The sequence below is a fragment of the Rhodococcus zopfii NBRC 100606 = JCM 9919 genome (assembly GCF_001895025.1).
Taxonomy (GTDB): domain Bacteria; phylum Actinomycetota; class Actinomycetes; order Mycobacteriales; family Mycobacteriaceae; genus Rhodococcus; species Rhodococcus zopfii.
The window spans coordinates 60,456-81,091 of record NZ_BCXI01000030.1 but is presented as its reverse complement, the minus strand read 5'-3'; the positions used below and the strand labels follow the sequence as shown (position 1 = coordinate 81,091).

General features: G+C 68.9%; 24 protein-coding genes and 1 pseudogene. 12 read left to right on the top strand and 13 right to left on the bottom strand.

Features of this window, described 5'->3' with window-relative positions:
• Nucleotides 1–44 precede the first annotated feature (44 nt).
• The 4 genes from rpsL (at nt 45) to tuf (ending at nt 4,422) form a co-directional block, all read left to right on the top strand.
• Nucleotides 45–419, top strand: coding sequence for a 30S ribosomal protein S12 (rpsL, locus tag RZ1_RS18945; protein WP_072814041.1), 375 nt, complete (start codon nt 45–47; stop codon nt 417–419).
• A complete protein-coding gene (gene rpsG / locus RZ1_RS18940) occupies nt 419–889 on the top strand; it encodes a 30S ribosomal protein S7 (protein WP_068159523.1) in 471 nt (156 codons plus the stop codon). Before rpsL ends, rpsG begins: the two co-directional genes overlap by 1 nt.
• A 146-nt stretch (nt 890–1,035) precedes the next feature.
• Nucleotides 1,036–3,138: an elongation factor G gene (gene fusA, locus RZ1_RS18935; protein ID WP_072814040.1), complete on the top strand. Its 2,103-nt coding sequence runs from the start codon at nt 1,036–1,038 to the stop codon at nt 3,136–3,138.
• A gap of 93 nt (nt 3,139–3,231) precedes the next feature.
• On the top strand, nt 3,232–4,422 hold the full coding sequence (tuf, locus tag RZ1_RS18930) for an elongation factor Tu (RefSeq protein WP_072814039.1): 1,191 nt from the start codon (nt 3,232–3,234) through the stop codon (nt 4,420–4,422).
• A gap of 1 nt (nt 4,423) precedes the next feature.
• On the opposite strand, the gene RZ1_RS18925 is transcribed toward tuf, so the two are convergent.
• Entirely contained in the window at nt 4,424–5,326 is a 903-nt protein-coding gene (locus tag RZ1_RS18925; protein WP_072814038.1) for a LysR family transcriptional regulator, read from the bottom strand.
• 102 nt (nt 5,327–5,428) lie between these two features.
• On the opposite strand from RZ1_RS18925, the gene RZ1_RS18920 reads away from it, so the two are divergent.
• The 5 genes and pseudogenes from RZ1_RS18920 to RZ1_RS31420 all read left to right on the top strand — a co-directional run.
• Nucleotides 5,429–5,806, top strand: a complete 378-nt coding sequence (locus RZ1_RS18920) for a YybH family protein (protein ID WP_072814037.1) — start codon at nt 5,429–5,431, stop codon at nt 5,804–5,806.
• A 309-nt stretch (nt 5,807–6,115) separates the two neighbouring features.
• Complete coding sequence (locus tag RZ1_RS30955; protein ID WP_218020470.1) at nt 6,116–6,268, top strand: hypothetical protein; 153 nt, start codon at nt 6,116–6,118, stop codon at nt 6,266–6,268.
• 332 nt (nt 6,269–6,600) lie between these two features.
• Nucleotides 6,601–8,604: an ABC transporter ATP-binding protein gene (locus RZ1_RS18915; RefSeq protein WP_218020469.1), complete on the top strand. Its 2,004-nt coding sequence runs from the start codon at nt 6,601–6,603 to the stop codon at nt 8,602–8,604.
• Entirely contained in the window at nt 8,601–9,365 is a 765-nt protein-coding gene (locus RZ1_RS18910; RefSeq protein ID WP_072814036.1) for an energy-coupling factor transporter transmembrane component T family protein, read from the top strand. Before RZ1_RS18915 ends, RZ1_RS18910 begins: the two co-directional genes overlap by 4 nt.
• A gap of 17 nt (nt 9,366–9,382) precedes the next feature.
• Nucleotides 9,383–9,553, top strand: a pseudogene (locus RZ1_RS31420) (sterol carrier protein domain-containing protein); the annotation flags it as partial.
• Nucleotides 9,554–9,628: 75 nt separating this feature from the next.
• Here the strand turns inward: RZ1_RS31420 and RZ1_RS18900 are convergent.
• The 10 genes from RZ1_RS18900 to RZ1_RS18855 all read right to left on the bottom strand — a co-directional run bounded on the left by RZ1_RS18900 (nt 9,629) and on the right by RZ1_RS18855 (nt 16,345).
• Nucleotides 9,629–10,255 carry a TetR/AcrR family transcriptional regulator gene (locus tag RZ1_RS18900; protein WP_072814034.1) on the bottom strand — a complete coding sequence of 209 codons (627 nt, stop codon included), beginning with the start codon at nt 10,253–10,255 and terminating at the stop codon, nt 9,629–9,631.
• A complete protein-coding gene (locus RZ1_RS18895) occupies nt 10,252–11,010 on the bottom strand; it encodes a tyrosine-protein phosphatase (protein WP_072814033.1) in 759 nt (252 codons plus the stop codon). The genes RZ1_RS18900 and RZ1_RS18895 overlap by 4 nt, the downstream gene beginning before the upstream one ends.
• A complete protein-coding gene (phnE, locus tag RZ1_RS18890) occupies nt 11,007–11,858 on the bottom strand; it encodes a phosphonate ABC transporter, permease protein PhnE (protein ID WP_072814032.1) in 852 nt (283 codons plus the stop codon). Before phnE ends, RZ1_RS18895 begins: the two co-directional genes overlap by 4 nt.
• Nucleotides 11,842–12,681, bottom strand: a complete 840-nt coding sequence (locus RZ1_RS18885) for a phosphonate ABC transporter ATP-binding protein (protein ID WP_083583777.1) — start codon at nt 12,679–12,681, stop codon at nt 11,842–11,844. Before RZ1_RS18885 ends, phnE begins: the two co-directional genes overlap by 17 nt.
• Entirely contained in the window at nt 12,678–13,589 is a 912-nt protein-coding gene (phnD, locus tag RZ1_RS18880) for a phosphate/phosphite/phosphonate ABC transporter substrate-binding protein (RefSeq protein ID WP_072814030.1), read from the bottom strand. The genes RZ1_RS18885 and phnD overlap by 4 nt, the downstream gene beginning before the upstream one ends.
• Nucleotides 13,590–13,788: 199 nt before the next feature.
• Nucleotides 13,789–14,352: an Asp23/Gls24 family envelope stress response protein gene (locus RZ1_RS18875; RefSeq protein WP_072814029.1), complete on the bottom strand. Its 564-nt coding sequence runs from the start codon at nt 14,350–14,352 to the stop codon at nt 13,789–13,791.
• Entirely contained in the window at nt 14,349–15,335 is a 987-nt protein-coding gene (locus RZ1_RS18870; protein ID WP_072814028.1) for an Asp23/Gls24 family envelope stress response protein, read from the bottom strand. The genes RZ1_RS18875 and RZ1_RS18870 overlap by 4 nt, the downstream gene beginning before the upstream one ends.
• Nucleotides 15,328–15,507: a DUF2273 domain-containing protein gene (locus RZ1_RS18865; RefSeq protein ID WP_072814089.1), complete on the bottom strand. Its 180-nt coding sequence runs from the start codon at nt 15,505–15,507 to the stop codon at nt 15,328–15,330. The genes RZ1_RS18870 and RZ1_RS18865 overlap by 8 nt, the downstream gene beginning before the upstream one ends.
• Before the next feature lie 11 nt (nt 15,508–15,518).
• The gene (locus RZ1_RS18860) at nt 15,519–15,881 is read right to left on the bottom strand and encodes an Asp23/Gls24 family envelope stress response protein (RefSeq protein ID WP_238071801.1); all 363 of its coding nucleotides are present in this window, start codon (nt 15,879–15,881) and stop codon (nt 15,519–15,521) included.
• A 2-nt stretch (nt 15,882–15,883) separates the two neighbouring features.
• Entirely contained in the window at nt 15,884–16,345 is a 462-nt protein-coding gene (locus RZ1_RS18855; protein ID WP_072814088.1) for an Asp23/Gls24 family envelope stress response protein, read from the bottom strand.
• Nucleotides 16,346–16,567: 222 nt separating this feature from the next.
• Between RZ1_RS18855 and RZ1_RS18850 the strand changes: the two genes are divergently transcribed.
• Both RZ1_RS18850 and RZ1_RS18845 read left to right on the top strand, forming a co-directional pair.
• Entirely contained in the window at nt 16,568–17,773 is a 1,206-nt protein-coding gene (locus RZ1_RS18850) for an NAD(P)/FAD-dependent oxidoreductase (RefSeq protein ID WP_072814027.1), read from the top strand.
• A gap of 49 nt (nt 17,774–17,822) precedes the next feature.
• Complete coding sequence (locus tag RZ1_RS18845; RefSeq protein WP_072814026.1) at nt 17,823–18,599, top strand: glutamate racemase; 777 nt, start codon at nt 17,823–17,825, stop codon at nt 18,597–18,599.
• A 4-nt stretch (nt 18,600–18,603) separates the two neighbouring features.
• Here the strand turns inward: RZ1_RS18845 and RZ1_RS18840 are convergent, their stop codons facing one another.
• A complete protein-coding gene (locus RZ1_RS18840; protein ID WP_072814025.1) occupies nt 18,604–19,233 on the bottom strand; it encodes a TetR/AcrR family transcriptional regulator in 630 nt (209 codons plus the stop codon).
• Nucleotides 19,234–19,310: 77 nt separating this feature from the next.
• On the bottom strand, nt 19,311–19,673 hold the full coding sequence (locus tag RZ1_RS18835) for an SPW repeat domain-containing protein (protein ID WP_072814024.1): 363 nt from the start codon (nt 19,671–19,673) through the stop codon (nt 19,311–19,313).
• A 185-nt stretch (nt 19,674–19,858) separates the two neighbouring features.
• On the opposite strand from RZ1_RS18835, the gene RZ1_RS18830 reads away from it, so the two are divergent.
• On the top strand, nt 19,859–20,584 hold the full coding sequence (locus RZ1_RS18830; protein WP_072814023.1) for a DNA alkylation repair protein: 726 nt from the start codon (nt 19,859–19,861) through the stop codon (nt 20,582–20,584).
• The last annotated feature ends 52 nt before the right edge of the window (nt 20,585–20,636 follow it).

Sequence of the window (20,636 nt, the reverse complement as noted above, 5' to 3'; positions counted from 1 at the left end):
AGGTTGCTCGTATGAGCAGCTCCAGACAACGAGAAAGCCTGTAGATGCCAACCATCAATCAGCTGGTCCGCAAGGGCCGCCGCGACAAGACCGCCAAGGTCAAGACCGCGGCCCTCAAGGGCAGCCCGCAGCGCCGTGGCGTGTGCACCCGCGTGTACACCACCACCCCGAAGAAGCCGAACTCGGCTCTCCGGAAGGTCGCCCGCGTGCGTCTGACCTCCCAGGTCGAGGTCACCGCGTACATCCCCGGTGAGGGTCACAACCTCCAGGAGCACTCGATGGTGCTCGTGCGCGGCGGTCGTGTGAAGGACCTCCCGGGTGTCCGCTACAAGATCATCCGTGGCTCGCTCGACACCCAGGGTGTCAAGAACCGCAAGCAGGCGCGTAGCCGCTACGGCGCGAAGAAGGAGAAGGGCTGATGCCACGTAAGGGTCCCGCTCCCAAGCGCCCGCTGATCGCCGATCCGGTCTACGGTTCGCCGCTGGTCACGCAGCTTGTCAACAAGATTCTCCTGGACGGTAAGAAGTCCACCGCCGAGCGCATCGTCTACGAGGCACTCGAGCAGGCTCGCGAGAAGACCGGCACCGATCCGGTCGTCACCCTCAAGCGCGCGCTCGACAACGTCAAGCCCGCCCTCGAGGTCCGCAGCCGCCGCGTCGGTGGCGCCACCTACCAGGTCCCGGTCGAGGTTCGCCCCGGCCGTTCCACCACGCTGGCCCTGCGCTGGCTGGTTACCTTCGCGCGTCAGCGTCGTGAGAAGACCATGGTGGAGCGTCTGGCCAACGAGCTTCTCGACGCGAGCAACGGTCTCGGCGCGTCCGTGAAGCGTCGCGAGGACACCCACAAGATGGCTGAAGCCAACAAGGCGTTCGCGCACTACCGCTGGTGAGTCGGTGCCGGCCGGGAGGATCGGTTACCGCGTCCTCCCGGTCGGCTGCTCGCACATCTGTGTCGGTCCTGTGACGGCCGGCTGACAACACAAGAACACGTGGTCCGCACCCAAGGACCGACACGAGCTACGAGCGGGGTTTACCTGTGGCACAGGAAGTGCTGACCGACCTGAACAAGGTCCGCAACATCGGCATCATGGCGCACATCGATGCCGGCAAGACCACCACGACCGAGCGCATCCTCTTCTACACCGGTGTGAACTACAAGATCGGTGAGACCCACGACGGTGCCTCGACCACCGACTGGATGGAGCAGGAGAAGGAGCGTGGTATCACCATCACCTCCGCCGCCGTGACCTGCTTCTGGAACAAGAACCAGATCAACATCATCGACACCCCCGGCCACGTCGACTTCACGGTCGAGGTCGAGCGGTCGCTGCGCGTCCTCGACGGCGCGGTCGCCGTGTTCGACGGCAAGGAGGGCGTCGAGCCCCAGTCCGAGCAGGTCTGGCGCCAGGCTGCCAAGTACGACGTTCCGCGCATCTGCTTCGTCAACAAGATGGACAAGATGGGCGCGGACTTCTACTTCACCGTGCAGACGATCATCGATCGTCTCGGTGCGAAGCCGCTGGTCCTGCAGCTCCCGATCGGTGCCGAGGATGCCTTCGACGGCGTCGTCGACCTCGTCGAGATGAAGGCCATCACCTGGCGCGGCACCGTCGAGATCGGCGCCGAGCCGACCTACGAGGAGATCCCCGCCGACCTCGCCGACAAGGCCGCCGAGTACCGCGAGAAGCTGCTCGAGACCGTCGCCGAGTCCGACGAAGAGCTCATGGAGAAGTACTTCGGCGGCGAGGAACTCACCGTCGCGGAGATCAAGGCCGCCATCCGCAAGATGACGGTGAACTCCGAGCTCTACCCGGTGCTGTGCGGCTCCGCGTTCAAGAACAAGGGTGTTCAGCCCATGCTCGACGCGGTCATCGACTACCTGCCGAACCCGCTGGACATCGGCGAGGTCCAGGGCACCAAGCTGAACGACGAGGAGACCGTCCTCACGCGCAAGCCGAGCAAGGACGAGCCGTTCTCGGCTCTGGCCTTCAAGATCGCCGCGCACCCGTTCTTCGGCAAGCTGACCTTCGTCCGCGTGTACTCCGGCCGGGTCGAGCCCGGTGCCCAGGTGCTCAACGCCACCAAGGGCAAGAAGGAGCGCATCGGCAAGCTGTTCCAGATGCACGCCAACAAGGAGAACCCGGTCGACGAGGCCGTCGCGGGCCACATCTACGCGATGATCGGCCTGAAGGACACCACGACCGGCGACACCCTGTGCGCGCAGGACGCTCCGATCGTCCTCGAGTCCATGACCTTCCCGGATCCGGTCATCCAGGTTTCCATCGAGCCCAAGACCAAGTCCGACCAGGAGAAGCTGGGCACCGCGATCCAGAAGCTCGCCGAAGAGGACCCGACCTTCTCGGTCGAGCTCGACGAGGAGACCGGCCAGACCGTCATCGGCGGCATGGGCGAGCTCCACCTCGACATCCTCGTCGACCGCATGCGTCGCGAGTTCAAGGTCGAGGCCAATGTCGGCAAGCCGCAGGTCGCGTACCGCGAGACCATCACCAAGCCGGTCGAGAAGCTCGAGTTCACGCACAAGAAGCAGACCGGTGGTTCCGGCCAGTTCGCAAAGGTCATCATCGCTCTGGAGCCCTTCAAGGGCGAGGACGGCGCGACCTACGAGTTCGAGAACAAGGTCACCGGTGGCCGCGTGCCGCGCGAGTACATCCCGTCCGTCGACGCCGGTGCGCAGGACGCGATGCAGTACGGCGTGCTCGCCGGCTACCCGCTGGTGAACGTGAAGGTCACGCTGCTCGACGGCGCGTACCACGACGTCGACTCGTCGGAAATGGCGTTCAAGATCGCCGGTTCGCAGGCCCTGAAGGAAGCTGCCCGCAAGGCTGCTCCGGTCATCCTCGAGCCGCTCATGGCTGTCGAGGTCACCACCCCCGAGGACTACATGGGTGAAGTGATCGGCGACCTCAACTCCCGCCGTGGCCAGATCCAGGCCATGGAGGAACGCAGTGGTGCCCGTGTCGTGAAGGCGCTGGTTCCGCTCTCGGAGATGTTCGGTTACATCGGTGACCTGCGGTCGAAGACCCAGGGCCGGGCGAACTTCTCCATGGTGTTCGATTCCTACGCAGAGGTTCCGTCGAACGTCTCGAAGGAAATCATCGCCAAGGCGACCGGCGAGTAACCTCCGGGTTATCCCCTCGGTCACCTGCACGACCAAGTAATAAAACCGCACTGCTGCATACTGCAAGCAACAACAGTCCAGGAGGACATTCCAGTGGCGAAGGCGAAGTTCGAGCGGACCAAGCCGCACGTGAACATCGGCACCATCGGTCACGTCGACCATGGCAAGACCACCACCACGGCTGCGATCACCAAGGTGCTGGCCGACAAGTACCCGGATCTCAACGAGAGCTTCGCGTTCGACCAGATCGACAAGGCTCCCGAGGAGAAGGCTCGTGGTATCACGATCAACATCTCCCACGTCGAGTACCAGACGGAGAAGCGCCACTACGCGCACGTCGACGCTCCGGGTCACGCCGACTACATCAAGAACATGATCACCGGCGCTGCTCAGATGGACGGCGCGATCCTGGTCGTGGCCGCCACCGACGGCCCGATGCCGCAGACGCGTGAGCACGTGCTGCTCGCCCGCCAGGTCGGCGTGCCCTACATCCTCGTCGCCCTGAACAAGGCCGACATGGTCGACGACGAGGAAATCCTCGAGCTCGTCGAGATGGAGGTCCGCGAGCTGCTGGCCGCCCAGGAGTTCGACGAGAACGCTCCGGTCGTCCCGATCTCGGCGCTCAAGGCGCTCGAGGGCGACGCGAAGTGGGTCAAGTCCATCGAGGATCTGATGGATGCCGTCGACGAGTCGATCCCGGACCCGGTCCGTGAGACCGACAAGCCGTTCCTCATGCCCGTCGAGGACGTCTTCACGATCACCGGTCGTGGCACCGTCGTCACCGGCCGCATCGAGCGCGGTGTCATCAACGTGAACGAGGAAGTCGAGATCGTCGGCATCAAGCCGACCTCGACCAAGACCACGGTCACCGGCATCGAGATGTTCCGCAAGCTGCTCGACCAGGGCCAGGCCGGCGACAACGTCGGTCTGCTGGTCCGTGGCATCAAGCGCGAGGACGTCGAGCGCGGCCAGGTCGTCGTCAAGCCGGGCACCACGACTCCCCACACGGAGTTCGAGGGCCAGGCCTACATCCTCAACAAGGAAGAGGGCGGCCGCCACACGCCGTTCTTCAACAACTACCGTCCGCAGTTCTACTTCCGTACCACGGACGTGACGGGCGTTGTTACCCTTCCCGAGGGCACCGAGATGGTCATGCCGGGCGACAACACCGAGATGTCGGTCGTCCTGATCCAGCCGGTCGCCATGGACGAGGGCCTGCGCTTCGCGATCCGCGAGGGTGGCCGCACCGTCGGCGCCGGTCGCGTCACGAAGATCATCAAGTGAGCTAGTTCTCACTGACGCCGATGGCGCTCACTCCTCCGGGGGTGAGCGCCATCGTGCGTTTCAGCGCCTGCACGGCGGGCGACGGATCGGGTCGCCACACCAGCGCGAGGACCGCGGCGACGTCGGCATCTTCCAGCGGTAGGGGAACGAGGCCCGGGTACGACCGGGCCATCGACGTGCTGAGGATCGCCACTCCCAGTCCGCGTGCCGCCAGGTCCGCCACGGCGTCGGGCGCGCTGGCCTGCATCGCGACATCGACGGTGACCGCTCGCGACGCGCATGTTCGATCCAGGACCGTCCGGATACCGGTGCCCCGGGGCAAGCAGATCAACGGGTGCGGAGCCAGATCCGACAGGCGCACCGCGGGAAGCTCCGTGAGCGGATGTGCCGGCGGCACGGCAACGACGATCCGCTCGGACACGATCGTCAGCGACTCGAGGTCATCCGGCGGTGCGTCCGCAAGTCCGACCAGTGCCACGTCGAGAGTGCCGGCACGCACCCGGTCCACCAGCACGTCCGAGTTGTCCTCCACGAGATCGACGGTGACGCCGGGATGTGCGCGACGGCACGCGGACAGCGCGTCGAACAACGGTGTCACCGTGCACGCGGTGACCATACCGACCGCGAGCCGGCCCCGGACCAGCTCGTTCACGTCGTCGACGGCCGCGCGCACGGCGTGTGCCGCGGCCAGGGTCGCCCGGGCGTGGGGGAGCGCGGCTTCCCCGGCGGCGGTGAGTGTGGCCACACGGCTACTGCGGTCGAACAGCGCGGCGCCCAGTTCGTTCTCCAGCTGCCGGATCCGGGCACTAACCCCGGATTGGCTGATGTGCACGCGGGCGGCCGCGCGGGTGAAGTTGGCTTCTTCGGCTACCGCGACGAAGTACTCGAGCTGGCGAAGTTCCATAACTACTGATTCTAGTTACGACAAGAACTATCTGTTGGACTTCTCGTGTCCGGCCCACGAAGGTGGAGAGATACCGATTCCCCATCCGGAGAGGACACACCGATGTCGACAAAGCGCGAGAAGGCGATGACGCCGGAGGACATCACCCGGCTGTTCGTCGAACGATCCAATGCCGGCGATGCGGACGGCGTGGCCGCCCTGTACGAGGAGGACGCCGTTCTGGCGTACCCGCCGGGATCCGTCACGGTCGGGCGTGCCGCCATTCGGAATCTGTGGGCGGCAGTGCTCGCCAGGGCACCGCGATTCGAACCCGAACCGCCGCTGCCGACGCTCGTCAGCGGCGACCTTGCGCTGACGTCGACCCCGCCGCGCGACGGCGCCGGGGCCCGCGCGCAGGTCGTCCGCCGGCAGGCGGACGGAAGCTGGCTGCGAGTGCTGGACCAGCCGGAATTCATCACGCCCACCCCCGCGGAGGGTTGACATCCGCGGCCGCGGGCCCGAACCCATCGGGGATGTCGCGGACCGCCCGGCACCCCGCGCGGTGTGCGGGGGTCCCTCGCGGCCACCTTCGTCGATTTCAGCATCGAAGATCTTGCCCGGTTCCAGCTGATGAACGAACGGATCGTCTTCGACTGCGAGCCGCGGGTCGACTCGTACGCGCATGGACGTCATGTTGCGCGGATGCGGCGTGGAAGTGCGAAACATCAAAGCCCTCACGGTCCCCGGGGGTGGTGCCTACTGTGGAAGTCACCGTCCTGTGGAAGCCACCGTCGGACATCGGAGACAGTCATGCCGAGAAGTGCCGGAGAACGCTACGCCTGCGAGAAGTGCGGGTCACAGATCGTCTACGAGAAGCCGTGCCCCTGCACCGAGGAGGGGATGGAGCACTCGGAGATCTGCTGCGGCGACCAGATGAAGCGCGTCTCGGAGGGCCAGACATAGAGGGAAACCGGCAGTCGGCCGAACTGATATCGGGACTGACGCCCGCCGCGTCTGGACGCTGTGCGGGGCTGTCCCTCTGACGTCCGGAGGTCGGTTCACCCGGTCGAGCGGCACCCGATCGATCGTGCCGCTTACGCATTGGCCCGAGTCCTGCTGTTTCGTCGCGTCGCAGCAGTTCGGCTGCGGCTCCGACTATCCGGACGTGCACCTGGACGCACACCACCGGCTCCTCATCGTCCACGTCGTCGTCGCTCGGCGGGTGCTCGCTGGGTGCGAGGCCGACGACCGGGCGCCGCCGACCGACCCGGCGCCTGGCTGGCACACTGGGGTCGGTGCGCGCGGTAACCACGACAGCAAGAGGCCCGCTGAGGCCGTTCGAGATCTCGGCCGCGGCGGTGTTCGGAGCATTGACCTCCGTCGTCACCGTCGTCACCGGGTTCATCCCGGTCGGTGTCGCGCAGGTCCTCATCACCCTGCCGATCGCATTCCTCGCCGCCGGGAACCGGATGCGATCCGCGATCGCCGCGACCGTCGCGGCGAGTGTCGTCGCGCTCATCGCAGGCGGCCCGTTCGCGGTCGTGACACTGCTGGTCCTCGTCGGTGTCGGCATGCTCGTCGGATACGCGGAGCGGCGATGGGGAAGGAATGCGGTGCTGGTGGTGTTCGCCGGCGCGGTTCCGCTGGGTCTCGCGGTCGCCGCGTTCGCGGTGGGAATGCTGCTCCTGTTCGAACAGTCCAGGATTCTGCTGCTCGATTCGCTCGCCGCGTCGATGCAAGGCACGCTGCGCGCGTTCCAGGCGGCGGGTGCCGGCCAGGAATTCGTCGACACCTTCACCCGCACCATCGACTTCCTCGTCGACTACTGGTGGTTGTGGATCGGCGGCGCGGCGGTCGCCGGGATTGTCGGCAGTGCACTGCTGAGCTTCGGGATCTTCCGGACGATCGCGCTCCGCACCCGGTGGAGCAGCCCGCCCATCGAATGGCCGGCCACGGCGGCGGAACCGGCGCCGCTGCCCGTGCGCCTGAGCTCGGTCACCTACCGCTACCCGGGCGCCGCCACCGACGCGCTCGCCGACATCGACCTGACGATTGCTGCCGGTGAATTCGTCGCGGTGGTCGGCGCCAACGGTTCGGGCAAGTCCACCCTCGCGCGGGTCCTCGCCGGACTCGACCCGACGACCGGTCTTGTCGATCGCCCCGGCGACGTCGGCCTCGGCGCCCCGGGCGGCACGGCCCTGGTATTCCAGCATCCGGAATCCCACATCCTCGGGCGGACGGTCGCCGAGGACGTGCGCTGGGGGCTCGTCGACGGCGATATCGACGTCGACGGACTGCTCGCGCGGGTCGGGCTCGGTGGGCTCGCGGACCGGCCCACCGAGGACCTGTCCGGCGGGCAACTGCAGCGCCTGACACTGGCTGCTGCGCTCGCCCGCCGCCCGGCTCTGCTGATCGCCGACGAGATCACCGCGATGGTCGACGATGCGAGCCGTGCCGCCCTGCTCGGCCTGCTCGCCGGTATCGCCCGCGACGGCACCGCCGTCGTGCTCGTCACCCACGTCGAGGGGGAAGCCGCCACGGCCCGTCGCGTCGTCCACCTCGAACGTGGACGGCTCGTCCCGGCGCCCGCACCGGCGACCCGGGCCGTTTCCGCGGCAACCCCTCCGATCGTTGCCCATCCGATCCTCGAGATCCGCGACGTCACCCACACCTACGCCGCGCGCACCCCGTGGGCGCACACCGCGCTGCGGGACGTGTCGCTGACGGTCGGTCGCGGCGAGGGCGTGCTCGTCGTCGGCGCGAACGGCTCCGGCAAATCGACCCTCGCCTGGGTGCTCGCCGGACTGCACCGGCCGACCACCGGCACCTGCACGCTGAACGGCACCCCCACCGCCGACCGACGCGGCGACATCGGCCTGGTATTCCAGCAGGCGCGCCTGCAGTTGCAGCGACCCACCGTCGCCGAGGAGATCTGCGACGTCGCCGGCCTCGACTACATCGACCGCCCGTACGTGGCCGCGGTGCTGCACCGCGTCGGTCTCGGTGCACACCTGGTGGACCGGGCCGTCGACACGCTCAGCGGCGGCGAGATGCGGCGCATCGCGGTCGCCGCGCAACTCACCCGCGCCCCGCGCGTGCTGGTGCTCGACGAACCGCTCGCCGGACTCGACGACACCGGCCGCCACGACCTCGTCGCACTGCTCGGATACCTGCGCGCGACCGAGCACATGACGATCGTCGTGATCTCCCACGACCTGCACGGCATGGAAGCGGTCTGTTCGCGCACCGTGGTGCTCGACGGCGGCACGATCGTCGACGACAGGACGGTGGCGGCATGAGACGCGCCCGTTCGAGAACCACGACCAGAGCACCCCGGCGCCCCCTGATCCTGCTGCGGCCGGTACCGCGGGAAACACCCGTGCACCGGTTGTGGGCCGGCACCAAACTCCTCGCCGCCACCGCACTGGCGGTGACGGTCGCGTTCGTTCCGACCTGGAGGAGTCTCCTGGTGCTGGGCGTCGTCCTCGCGACGACGATCGTGGTCGCGCGCATCCCGCGCGGTGCGGTGCCCACCGTGCCGTGGTGGGTGTTCGCGTCCGTCGGTTTCTTCGCCGCGCTCAACTCGTTCGGCGGTGGCCTCGACCCCTATGTGCGGTCGGTGCTGGTGGGCCTCGCGCTGCTGATCGTCGCGTCGCTGGTGGGGTGGACGACCCGGCTGAGCGACATCGTCGACGCCCTGCCGGTGCTGTTCGCGCCGCTGCGGCTGCTGCGGTGCCCGGTCGATGAATGGGTGACCACGTGCACCCTCGCGCTGCGGGTGCTGCCGTCGATCCGGGAGGAGCTGCGCATGGTCTTCGCGGCCCGAGCGCTGCGCGGCCGTCCCGGTGTGCCGACGCCCAGGGGACTGTGGCACCAGGTCGTCGACGCCGTCGGCGCCGTCGTGTCGGTGTCGCTGCGTCAGGTCCGTGACCTCGGGGATGCACTGGCCGTCCGGGGGCAGCGGACGGTGGTGCGGACCCGGCCGCGCTGGGGGACAGGCGATCTCGTGACGGTACTGGTCGTGGCCTCCGCGTGCACGGTGATGGCCGTGTGGGGGTGAACCCGTAGGCTGCGGCCATGCCCGAGATCGGCGGTGTCGGCGCAGCACCCCAGGTCGAGGTGGATGTCGCGACGCTCGCCGCAGTGCTGATCGGGGGAACCCGATGGCACCAGCTCGACCGCGCCGGTCTCGTACGCATGCACGACGAGGCGGCGCTGCCGCAGCTCGAACGGCTGTTCGCCACCGCGGAGGCACCGTTCGCCGGGGTGATGTTCCAGCGGTGCCCATCGCGCGGCGGCCGGAGCGCCCCCTCGTTGCGATGGCTACCCGGCGAGCATCCCGCGCCACGCGACGTCGAGGGCCCGACGGCAGCGGGCGCGTACGGCCTCGTCCGTGAGCCGGTCACCGCGAACGACGAGTTGGTAGTAGAACACTCCGGCGAGTAGATCGAAGCAGGCCTCGACGTCGAGGTCGTCGCGGAGCACCCCCCGCGTGATCGCGTCGCGCAGGGCCTTCTCGATCGGTACCCGACGTCGCGACACGTGCGAGACCCAGTACGTCTTCTGCAGGTCCGGGTCCTCCATGGCGAGCCGGATACGTTGGCGGAACCGCTCTTCGGGATATCCGGCGGGTTGTTCGCCTCCTGCGGTACCGAGGAAGGCGCCGAGTATCGCCTCGCGCGGATCGCCGTCGGTGGCGATCGGTTCCGGTTGTTGCCGTCCGGCGTCGACGGCAGCGGCGACGAGTGCGGTGATCGACGGCCACCGCAGATACAACGCGGCACGGCTCACGCCGCTGCGCTGCACGATGCGCGTCACCGTGATGGCCTCGTTCTCGTCGATGAGTTCTCTTGCTGCAGTGAGGACCTGCGCGCCGATGTCCTCGTTGCGGGGGCGTCCGGGGCCGCGGGCAGCGGATGCCCGCGGCCCGGTCGAGCCGGCGACCGTCACGAGCCGAGGGCCCGTCGCCGCAGCAACGCGACGGTGTCGTCGCCGAGACCTGCTGCGCGTAGCGGCGCGAGGGCGTCACCGTGCCGTTCCCGGAGCAGGGCGAGCATGGACCGCATGGCGACGTCCCACGGCTCGTCGTCGCGTGCCGGGGCGGCCTCGTCGAAATCGAATCCCAGCCGCGCCAGCAGAACACCCATGACGGGGGCCAGTCGCCGGGCGATCGCGTCCATGTTGGTGCCGGTGACGCGGTAGTCGGCGACGATGTCGTCGTCGGCTGCGCCCAGCGTCAGGAGCAGCGCGGCGGCCAGGACCCCGGTGCGGTCGGCGCCCGCCGCGCAGTGGAACGCGGTCGCTCCGGGTGCGACGGCGATGATCGCCAGTGCGCTCGCCAGTTGCGGTGCGGCGCTTTCCATCATCGTCGCGTACATCTCGCCGAACTCCGCTCGCGAGGTGGGGAAGGGTTTCTCGGCTGTTCTCCCGGCGCGGATATCCGACATCAGCGGCAGGTGGTGGTACGCGACGGCGTGATCGGCGAGGGGGCCGCGGCCGGTCAGCGCGACCTCGCCGTTCGTGCGCAGGTCGATGACACTGACGAGTCCGCGTGAGACCAGGTCGTGGGCGGTTTCGGGGGTGACGGTCGACAGGTCGTCGGAGCGGATCGCCAGGCCGCTGCGCAGGATCCCGCCCGAGATCGGGATGCCGCCGAGGTCGCGGAGATTGACGGGTGTGGTGAGGGTGATCTCGACGGTGGTCACGTGATTTTCCTTCGGATGAGAGCGCTGCCCTGGTCTATGACCGTGACGAGCACGATGATGCACAGGACGATTGCGCTGAGATGGCCGTAGTTGTACATCTTCATCGCGGTGGTGAGTTCGAGCCCGATGCCGCCCGCGCCGACGAGTCCGAGAATGGTTGCGCCCCGGACATTTCCCTCGAACAGCAGCAGTGTGTACGAGACGAGCAGTGGTGCGGCCTGCGGCAGGATCCCGTAGGCGATGACCTGCCGTTTCGACGCGCCGACCGCCTCCATCGCGGTGACGGGTCCACGATCGACGGCTTCCATCGCCTCGGCGTAGATCTTTCCGATCGAGCCGATGGAACCGAGTGTCATGGCGAGGATGCCGGCGAACGGGCCGAGCCCGACGGCGGAGACGAACATGAGGGCGAATACCAGGTCGGGAACCGACCGGATCACGTTCATCACCCACCGCGCCGGGTAGTACAGCCACTTGGGTGCGATGTTCGACGCCGCCGCGAACGCCACGAGCAGCGACAGCCCCGCGCCGAGGACGGTACCGACGATCGCCATCTGCAGCGTCTCGATCAGCAGTTCGACGATGGTGCCGAACTTCGAGAAGTCCGGCGGAAAGAGCCGCGAGAGAAACTCGGCCGTGTTGACGCTGCCGCCGGCGAGCTTCGCGAAGTCGAAGTCGGCGCCCTCGAAGGACCACAGCAGCACCAGCGCGGCGATCGGGATTCCGGCGAGGAAGCGGGTGCGGGGAATCGAGAATGCGCGCTCGAGACGATGGCGCTCGGCCGGGTCGAGGGACCGGGTGGACGGCTGCGCCCGTTCGGTGCGGGTGGAGTCAGTCGAGGTCGTCATCACCGTCGTCCTCGTGGTCGTAGAGCGGAAGCAGCCGGGCGTCGTCGAGTTCGGACGTGGGTGCCGAGACGAGCATCCGGCCTCGGCGCAGCCCGACGACGCGGTCGCTGTGGCGTAGCGCGAGCGGAAGTACGTGCAGGCTCACGAGCGCGGGAATCCGGTATTCGGCCGCGATGCCGCGGACCAGGTCGAGTACGGAGTCGGCGAGTCTCGGGTCGAGCGAGGCCACCGGTTCGTCGGCGAGCAGCACACTCGGCTGCTGCATGAGGGCGCGGGCGATCGCGACCCGTTGCTGCTGACCGCCGCTGAGGGAGCGGGCGGGCTCGGTCGCCTTGTGCGCGATGCCGACGCGGTCGAGGTAGTGCATGGCGAGTTTCCGGTGTTCACCGGAGAAGCCGCCGACGAGGTTGAGCGGGCCCGCGCTGTGCAATGCGCCGGTGAGCACGTTCGTGAGCACACTCAGGCGGGGAATCAGGTTGAATTGCTGGAAGACCTGCCCGACCTCGGCCCTCAGCCGCCGCAGGTCGCGACCGCGGGCGGCGGTGACGTCGAACCCGGCGACCCGAACGCTGCCCGCGGTGACGGGCGCGAACCCGGTGAGGCTCTTCATGAGCGTCGACTTGCCCGAACCCGACGCGCCGAGCAGTGCGACGGTCTCGCCGGGGTGCAGATCGAGGTCCACACCGTCGAGCACCACGTGCTCGCCGTACGCCACTCGAAGTCCGCGGACCGTCACCGGAGCCGACGACTCGGAGCGGCGCGGTGTCCCAGGTCGACGGCGGTCGCTCTGCGTGCGGACCGGCGGCAGTGTCGGGGCGCTCATCCGTCCAGGTCCGCGAGCTCGACACCGGCGACCGCGGCGATGTCGACGAAGGACTGGAACTCGGCGGGGGCGGGATCGAGGATCTCGTCGAGTCCGATGAAGCCGGCGCCGAGTGCGCCGAGCGTTTCGGCGTTCGGCTCCGAGAACACCTTCGGCAGTGCGTCCTGCAACAGTGCACGGGTCTCGTCGTCGAGCGACGGCCGGGCGAGAACCGCGCCCATCACCGGCATCGACGGGCTCTGGCCGACCCCTCGCCACTCGCCGTCCGCGAACGGGAACATCGGCTCGCCGAGTTCGGTGAGCATGATTGCCGTGCACGCCGCGTCGACCTGACCCTGTTCGAGGGCGGCGAAGCTGCCCTCGTGGCCGCCGGCGAAGATCGCGTTGTAGTCGGTGTTCTGCTCGAGTCCGGCCTCGTGGAGCATGTAGACGGGCATGAAATACCCGGAGCTCGACGCCTGGTCGGCGAAGGCGACCGTCTTGCCGCGCAGATCGGTGAGTTCGCGAACCGGTGATTCGTCGAGCACCACGCAGGTCGACACGGGTTTGTCGCTGCCCTTCCACGCCATCAATGCATCCACCTCGCCGGTGCTGACGGCGAGTGCGGAGGGAAACCCGCTCATGATGCCGAAGTCGACGTGATCCGAGCGGATGGCCTCGACGACGCTGAGGTAGTCGGGTACATCGAGAATGTCCACGCTGCGGCCGGTTTCGGATTCCAGCAGCTCGGCAAGCGCCTCGACGGGGTTCGCCTTGGTCGGATCGTCACCGAGCGGGGTGGTGGCGATGGTGATCGTCGAGGCATCGGCCGGGCCGTCGGATCCATCCGCCGACGAACAGCCGGCGAGTGCGACGACGAGGGCACTGATGCCCAGGAGGCCCACGAGAGGCGGGGTGTGGCGGCGCATGGCGTCCCTTTCACGCAGTCACGCAAGGTATTTACGAGAACACCCGTATGCAAACCCGCCGAGGTGACACGGAATTACGAGACTGCGGTACCGGAAATGGGCCGCAAGATGAACACTCGGGAACCGGTCACTGCTTCCGAACCGAACAGCGCCGGCACCGCGACTGTCGAGGGGACTCGGCCACGGATCGTCCCGGCTCTCAACGGACCTCGACAGCCGGATCGAGGTGCAGCAGCACCTGCGTGGCGACCCGCGCCCCGCCGAGCGCCCGGGCCGCGCGCAGCGCGGTCTCCTCGGCGCTGGCGGTGAACTCGGTGACGTCGATGTTCGGATCGGCGTGCACCGTCACCGACAGGGTCGGCAGGTGCCGTTCGACGACCGCCCGGCTCCGCACCGACCGCACCCCGGGCAGTGCCGCGAGCTCGGCGGCGACACCGTCGGCGACGGGTCCGAGTTCGACGCCGAGCGTCGCGTGCGTGACCTCGTCGTAGAGCTGCACGGTGGAGGTGCGGCGCCGCGACAGGTTCACCACGAGCAGTACGATGCCGACGGTCAGGCCCACCGCGACCGCACCCCACAGCGCCGCCGTCCACCACGGCTGGTCGGGCACATCGATGACGCGGGGCCGGTCGAGCCGCGCGAGCGAATCCCGGGTGAACGGCACCTTGCCCACCCAGGCCAGCGCGAACGCGCCCATACCGAGCAGGACGAGGCCGATCCCGAATGTGATGAACCGATTGACCAGGACGGTGCGCAGTTTCACCGGTTCACCTTCACGACGAGTGGGATCGGCTTCGCGAGCAGGGCCAGGTTCGGTTCCACCGCGGCCCGGACCGCGGCGGTGAGCTCGGCGACGGGGGTCTCGTCCTCGACGGTGATCCGGACGACCGCGCGCCGCCGATCGACGACGGTGCGCGCGGTGGCCACCCCGGTCAGGGCCGTCGCGTGGGCGCTGCACATGCGGGCCAGGTCGGTGCGACGCATCCACACCGTCGCCACCGGACCGTCGACCTGCAGCGGCAGATGCGTGCGTCGCCGCGGTTTGCAGGCCACCACCAGCAGCACGATCCCGGCGGCGACGCACGCGGCGGCGGCCGGCGCGATCCACGGCTCCCAGTGCAGCCGACCGAACCATTCGAAGGAGTTCCGCAGCCACGGCGCGCCCCCGTAGGTGCCCCGCACGATGAGCAGTTCCCGCGCGGCGGTGAACGCCAGGAGCAGCGCCGCGACGGCGATGAGCGCCGCGGCCGGAGCGGCCGCCGGATACGCCAGCGGCGGCAACGGTGCGACGACCGGAACCGCGGTGCGCGGTTCGGTGCGGGCAGAGACGATGTCCGATTCGAGGTACTCGACCGGCATCGCCGTGTCGCTGTCCCCGTCGCCCTCGGGGACGGCGGTCGCGGCGACCAGCACGTTCAGTTCGTGCACCGACAGGCCGGTGAGTTCGCGCAGCTGCCGCTCGACGGAATCGTGCACACGGCGGGTGAGCATCGCCGCGTCGTACGGCCATTCGGCGGCGACGTACAGGTTGACGGCCACGGCGTTGGCGCCGGTGGTGACGTCGGCGCGCGGCAGCTCACGACCGGTGAGCAGACTCAGACCGCCGCTGCGGCGGACCACGCCCGGGACCTGCAGCGCCGCGGCCGTGGCGATCCGTGCGACCGCGCGGTCCTTGATGACGAGCGAACCGCGGTGTGCGCGCGTGTCCTCCGGTGCGGGTGTGGTGGACAGGCTCGGATCAGCCACGACCCCGGCTCCTGAGCAGGGCGCCGAGGTCGAGCAGTCCGTCGCGGTGTGCGCCGATCGCCATGCCGAGGGCGCCGAGCAGCACCGCGAACAGCAGACCGCTGAATCCGCCGAGGATGCCCGCGATGGCCAGCAGCAGTCCCGCGAGGAGACCGATGACGGTGTTGTTGATGGGCGTGTGGTTCACGGTGCCGCCTCTGTGTTGTCGCCGGGACAGGGGTTATCGCCGGGGCGGGGCTTTTCGCCGGGACGGTGGTTCTCGCCGGTGTGCAGATCTTCGATCGTCACCTGAACGGGCATCGCGACCATCGGCGCGACCCGCGCCCGCACCGCTTCGGCGACCGCGGGCAGATCGGCCGGATAGCGGGCCACGATGTGCACCGCGCACAGGTCGCTGCCGATCCGGATGCCCTCGATGCGCCGGCCCGGCAGATAGGTGGCGATCTCGCCGAACGCCCCGCCGTGCAGACCCGCGACATCGGGGACGGCGAGCACGGCGTCGGCGACGCGCTCTGCGAGTCCCGCCGCGGGTGGCGTCCCGGCGATCGTCACTGCACTCGCGGCTTGGCGTCGTCGACGAGAGCGGCGGCTTCGTCGTGCAGGACGACGTCGAACACGGTGATGTTGACCTCGGTGACCTCGAGGCCGGTCATCCGTTCGACCGCGCCGATCACGTTGTGCCTGATCGCAACTGCGAGTTCGTGCAGTGCCACGCCGTATTCGGCGACAATGCCGATGTCGATCGCGGCCTGTTTCTCACCGACCTCCACGGCGACACCCTGACCGTGGTTGATGCGCGCGCCGGGGATGCGGTCGCGCAGCGCGCCCACGACGCGGGTGGATCCGGCGCCCACGTCGAACACACCGCTGATCTCGCGGGTGGCGATGCCGGCGATCTTGGCGACGACGGCGTCGGCGATGATCGTGCGGCCCTGCGTGTCGACGGGGCCCGGCGAGATGCCGGCGCCGAACTGTACGCGGCTGATTCCTGCGCCGCTGTCGCTGGTCATGAGGGGCTCCTCGGAAGCGCTGCCGGTGATGTCCGTGGTCGACTCCGTTGTCTGCACGTTGCCCTCGACTCTAGTGACTCCGGCGTTCGGATGGGACGCACGCCCCGGTGTTTCCCCGGCCGGGTAGCGGGGCCCTAGGACTGTCACCCGACCTCACCTTTTTGGTAGAAAAGTTGAACGGTATCGAGGAGACCGGCGTCACCACAATCGAAGGAAGAGCACTTGTCGAATGATCATGTGACCGAGGACGGCACCAGGAAGGTCGTCGTCGTCGGCGCCGGTCTGGCCGGCGTCCGCACCGCCGAGGAGTTGCGGCGGGCCGGGTTCGACGGCGAGATCGTGTTGGTCGGTGCCGAGGAGCACCTGCCGTACGACCGGCCGCCGCTGTCGAAGGACGTGATCCGCGGCGAACGCGAGAACACCACTTTGCGCCCGCGCGAATTCTTCGACGAGCAGCGCATCGATCTGCGACTCGGTGTCGCGGTCGAGTCGCTCGACGCCGCGGCGCGCACCGTCGTCCTGGTCGACGGCACTTCGCTCGGCTACGACGAACTGATCGTCGCGACGGGCCTGCGTCCGCGCCGCATCCCGGGCCTGCCCGAACTGGCCGGCGTGCACGTGCTGCGGTCCGTCGAGGACAGCGTGGGCCTGCGCGCCGACATCACCCCGGGTGGCCGGGCACTGATCGTCGGCGCCGGCTTCATCGGCTGCGAGGTCGCGGCGAGCCTGCGGGCCTGCGGCATGGACGTCGTGCTCGTCGAGCCGCAGCCCACGCCCCTCGCGTCGGTGCTCGGCACCGAGGTCGGCACGTTCGTCGAACGCCTGCACACGGCCGAGGGTGTCGACGTGCGCTCCGGGGTCGGGCTCGCCGAGCTTCGCGGCGAGGGCCGGGTCACCGGCGCGGTGCTCGGGGACGGCACCGAGATCGCCGTGGACCTCGTGGTCCTCGGCATCGGATCGGTGCCGGTCACCGAGTTCCTCGAAGGTTCGGGCATCGAACTCGACAACGGTGTGGTGTGCGACAGCGTGGGGCGCACCTCCGCCGATCACGTGTGGGCGGTCGGCGACGTCGCGTCCTGGCAGCTGCCCGACGGCGGCCGCAAGCGTGTCGAACACTGGACGAGCGCAGGCGAGCAGGCCGCCGTGCTGGCGAAGGCCCTGCTCGGCGCCGGCGGCGACCGGGCGGCTCAGGTCCCGTACTTCTGGAGCGACCAGTACGACGTGAAGATCCAGGGCCTCGGCGCGGTGTCGGCTCAGGACACCGTGCACGTCGTGCGCGACGACGGCCGTAAGTTCCTCGTCTACTACGAGCGCGACGGACGCCTCGTCGGGGTCGTCGGCGGTGGTCTGCCGGCGCAGGTGATGAAGACCCGCGCGAAGATCGCGGCGGGTGCGCCGATCGAGGAGATGCTCGCCCCGACGTCGTGATCCGGCACGTCCCGCCAGGCCCGTCGGCGCCGCGCGCTAGATTCGTACGGTGATCGTTGCGCTCATCGACTCGGGTTTCGGCTTGCTGCCGACCTCGGCGTGGCTGCGCCGATTGCGGCCCGAACTGGATCTGATGTTGTCGATGGACCCGGACGGCGCGCCGTGGGGTCCGAAACCGCGGGACTGGGTGATCGAACAGGTCGTCACCACGGCGAGACGCGCGGTCCGGCGCGGCGCCGAGGTCGTCGTGTTGCCGTGCAACACCGCGTCCGTCACCGCCCTCGACGAGGTCCGCCGCGACCTCGGCGACGGAATTCCCGTGGTCGGCACGGTCCCGGCGATCAAACCGGCCGCGGCGGCGTGCGAGTCCGTGGCCATCTGGGCGACCGCCGCGACCACAGCCAGCAGCTATCAGGCCGATCTCATCGCGCAGTTCGCCAACGGAAGCGAGGTCGTCGGCGTCGCATGTCATGGACTGGCCGACGCCATCGACCGTGGCGACCGGGGCGGGGCCGCGGCCGCCATCGAATCCGCGGTCGCGCGGACCCCACCGGGCGTCAGCGGGGTCGTGCTCGGCTGCACCCACTATCCGCTGGTCGCCGACTCGATCGCGGCGCAGCTGCCCCGCGGGGTGCGGTTGTTCGACAGCGCCGAGGCCGTCGCACGTCAGACGCTGCGCCGTATCGATGCGCTCGGCCGCCCGATTTCCGGATCGGGCCGCGTCGAAGTGTTCCTCAGCGGCGAGCCCGGAGAGCTGCCGGAGGGTGCCCGCGCCTTCGAAGCGGGGCGGATTCTGCTCGCTCCCGCCGACGACGCCGTCGGCTGACCGTTCACCCGAACGAGAGCTTCCCCATCCCGGACATCCCGGCCGCGACGACCCGCGCCACGGTACGCAGGTCCTCGCGGTTCCGGGGCAGCCCGTCCAGGGCGAGCAGCCGGTCGGTGCTCGCCGCCGAGAACATCGCCGACACCCATGTGGTCGCGCACGCCCGCAGGGTGCCCGGCTGCACCGGGCCGGGGGCGCTCGCCTGCAGCAGCCGCATCGTGACGTCGTGCAGGTTCGACCGCAGCCGGTGCAGGTGGCTCCGCACGTCGGGATGGGTGTCGGCCTCGCGCCAGATGATCACCCGCAGCACCGACGACCGGTGGTCGCGCAGGTTCAGCGCGGTGTCCAGGTTGACGAGACTGGCCGCTGGATCGCCGGGTTCGACGAGTGCGTTCACATCGGTGATGGGTTCGGCCGGCATCCGTTCGGTGACGAGCGTTTCGAGAATGGCCTCCTTGGTCGGGAAGTAGTAGAAGATCAGGCCTTTCGGCACGCCTGCCTGCACGGCGATCGCCGCGGTGGCGGTGGCGTCGAAACCGTGGGTTGCGAACAGCGTTTCGGCGGCGTCGAGGATGCGGGTCCGGCTCTCGTCTCGCGCGCGGCGACCGCCCGGCCGGGGAACGTGTGTGCTCACCTGCGCACCACTTTCGGTGATCCGTGAGGGGGCGAGGGCGCGGTGGCCGCTCGCCCCGGTCCCGGATCGTGTGCGGATCAGTGATGGGTTGCCAGTCCGCCTCCGTGCATGCGGGCGTTCATGACGGGCAGGGCCGCGACGGCAACGACAACGGTGAGAACACCGACGATCCACGCGGTCCACGAGGCGCCGTTGTAGGCGGTGAAGTCCATGACCCAGGGGGACAGGAACAACAGCACACCGAAGACACCCATTGCATAGTCGATCGCGGCCATCGACGGCCGGACGATCTGCGCGAGGCCGCTCAGCGCGACCAGCACACCGAGGACGATCAGCGACCACATGGCCGCATCGTTGGTGTCGAGCCACAACGGCGAAAGGGCGGCGAAGACGCCCAGAATCACGGCCACATAGTCCTGCAGCCGACTGTCGGAGAACATGGTGAGCCTCCTCGTGAGAGTGTGTCCTTCCGTTTTCCGGTATAGGTCTGATCGACCGGTCGGTCAAGATGTGCACGGTTGCGGTGCGGTAACTCCGCATGCAGGTCAGAGCGGGTTTCTTCGTCGAATCGTGATCCGGTGTCGTTACCGGTCTCGGGCGCGGGGACGCCGTACGCTCGACAGCCGTGACCGTTGAGAAGAGCGCCGGGGACGTGCGGGTCGCGCTCGACGCCCTGGCCGACCCGGCCGCGGCCGCGCAACTGCGCCGCTTCTTCAAGACCGGCCCGGGCGAGTACGGGGAGGGCGACGAGTTCCTCGGGCTGCGGGTCCCGCAGACCCGCGCGGTCGCCGGTCGCTTCCGGGCGTTGCCGATCGACCAGGCGCGGGCCCTGCTCGACAGTCCCGTTCACGAACACCGACTCGCGGGACTGCTGATTCTCGTCGACCGGTTCGCGCGCGACCGCGGCGCCCGGAATCGGATCGTCGAGTGCTACCTCGACGCGCTGCGGTGCGGCCGTGTGAACAACTGGGACCTGGTCGATTCGTCGGCGGACCGCATCGTCGGCGATTGGGTGCGTGAGAACCCCGGCGAGTCCGGGCTGCTGACCGAACTCGTCGACAACCCGGATCTGTGGCGACGGCGGGCCGGTCTGCTCGCGAGTTTCGCGTTCATCAAACGCGGTGAGGCGGAACCGACGCTGACGTTGGTCGCGCGGGTGCTGGGCGACCGGCGGGACCTGATCCAGAAGGCGTCGGGGTGGATGCTGCGGGAGGTCGGCAAACGCGTCGACCGCGACGTCTTGGTGAGCTTTCTCGATCTCCACGCCGCGGCGATGGGCCGCACAGCGCTGAGCTACGCGACCGAGCACCTCGACGCGGCCGAACGGGCCCGGCTGCGGGCATTGCGGTGATCCGGCGGGCGCGGTTGCGCACGCCGGATCGGCGGCAGGCAGATGCGGTGGA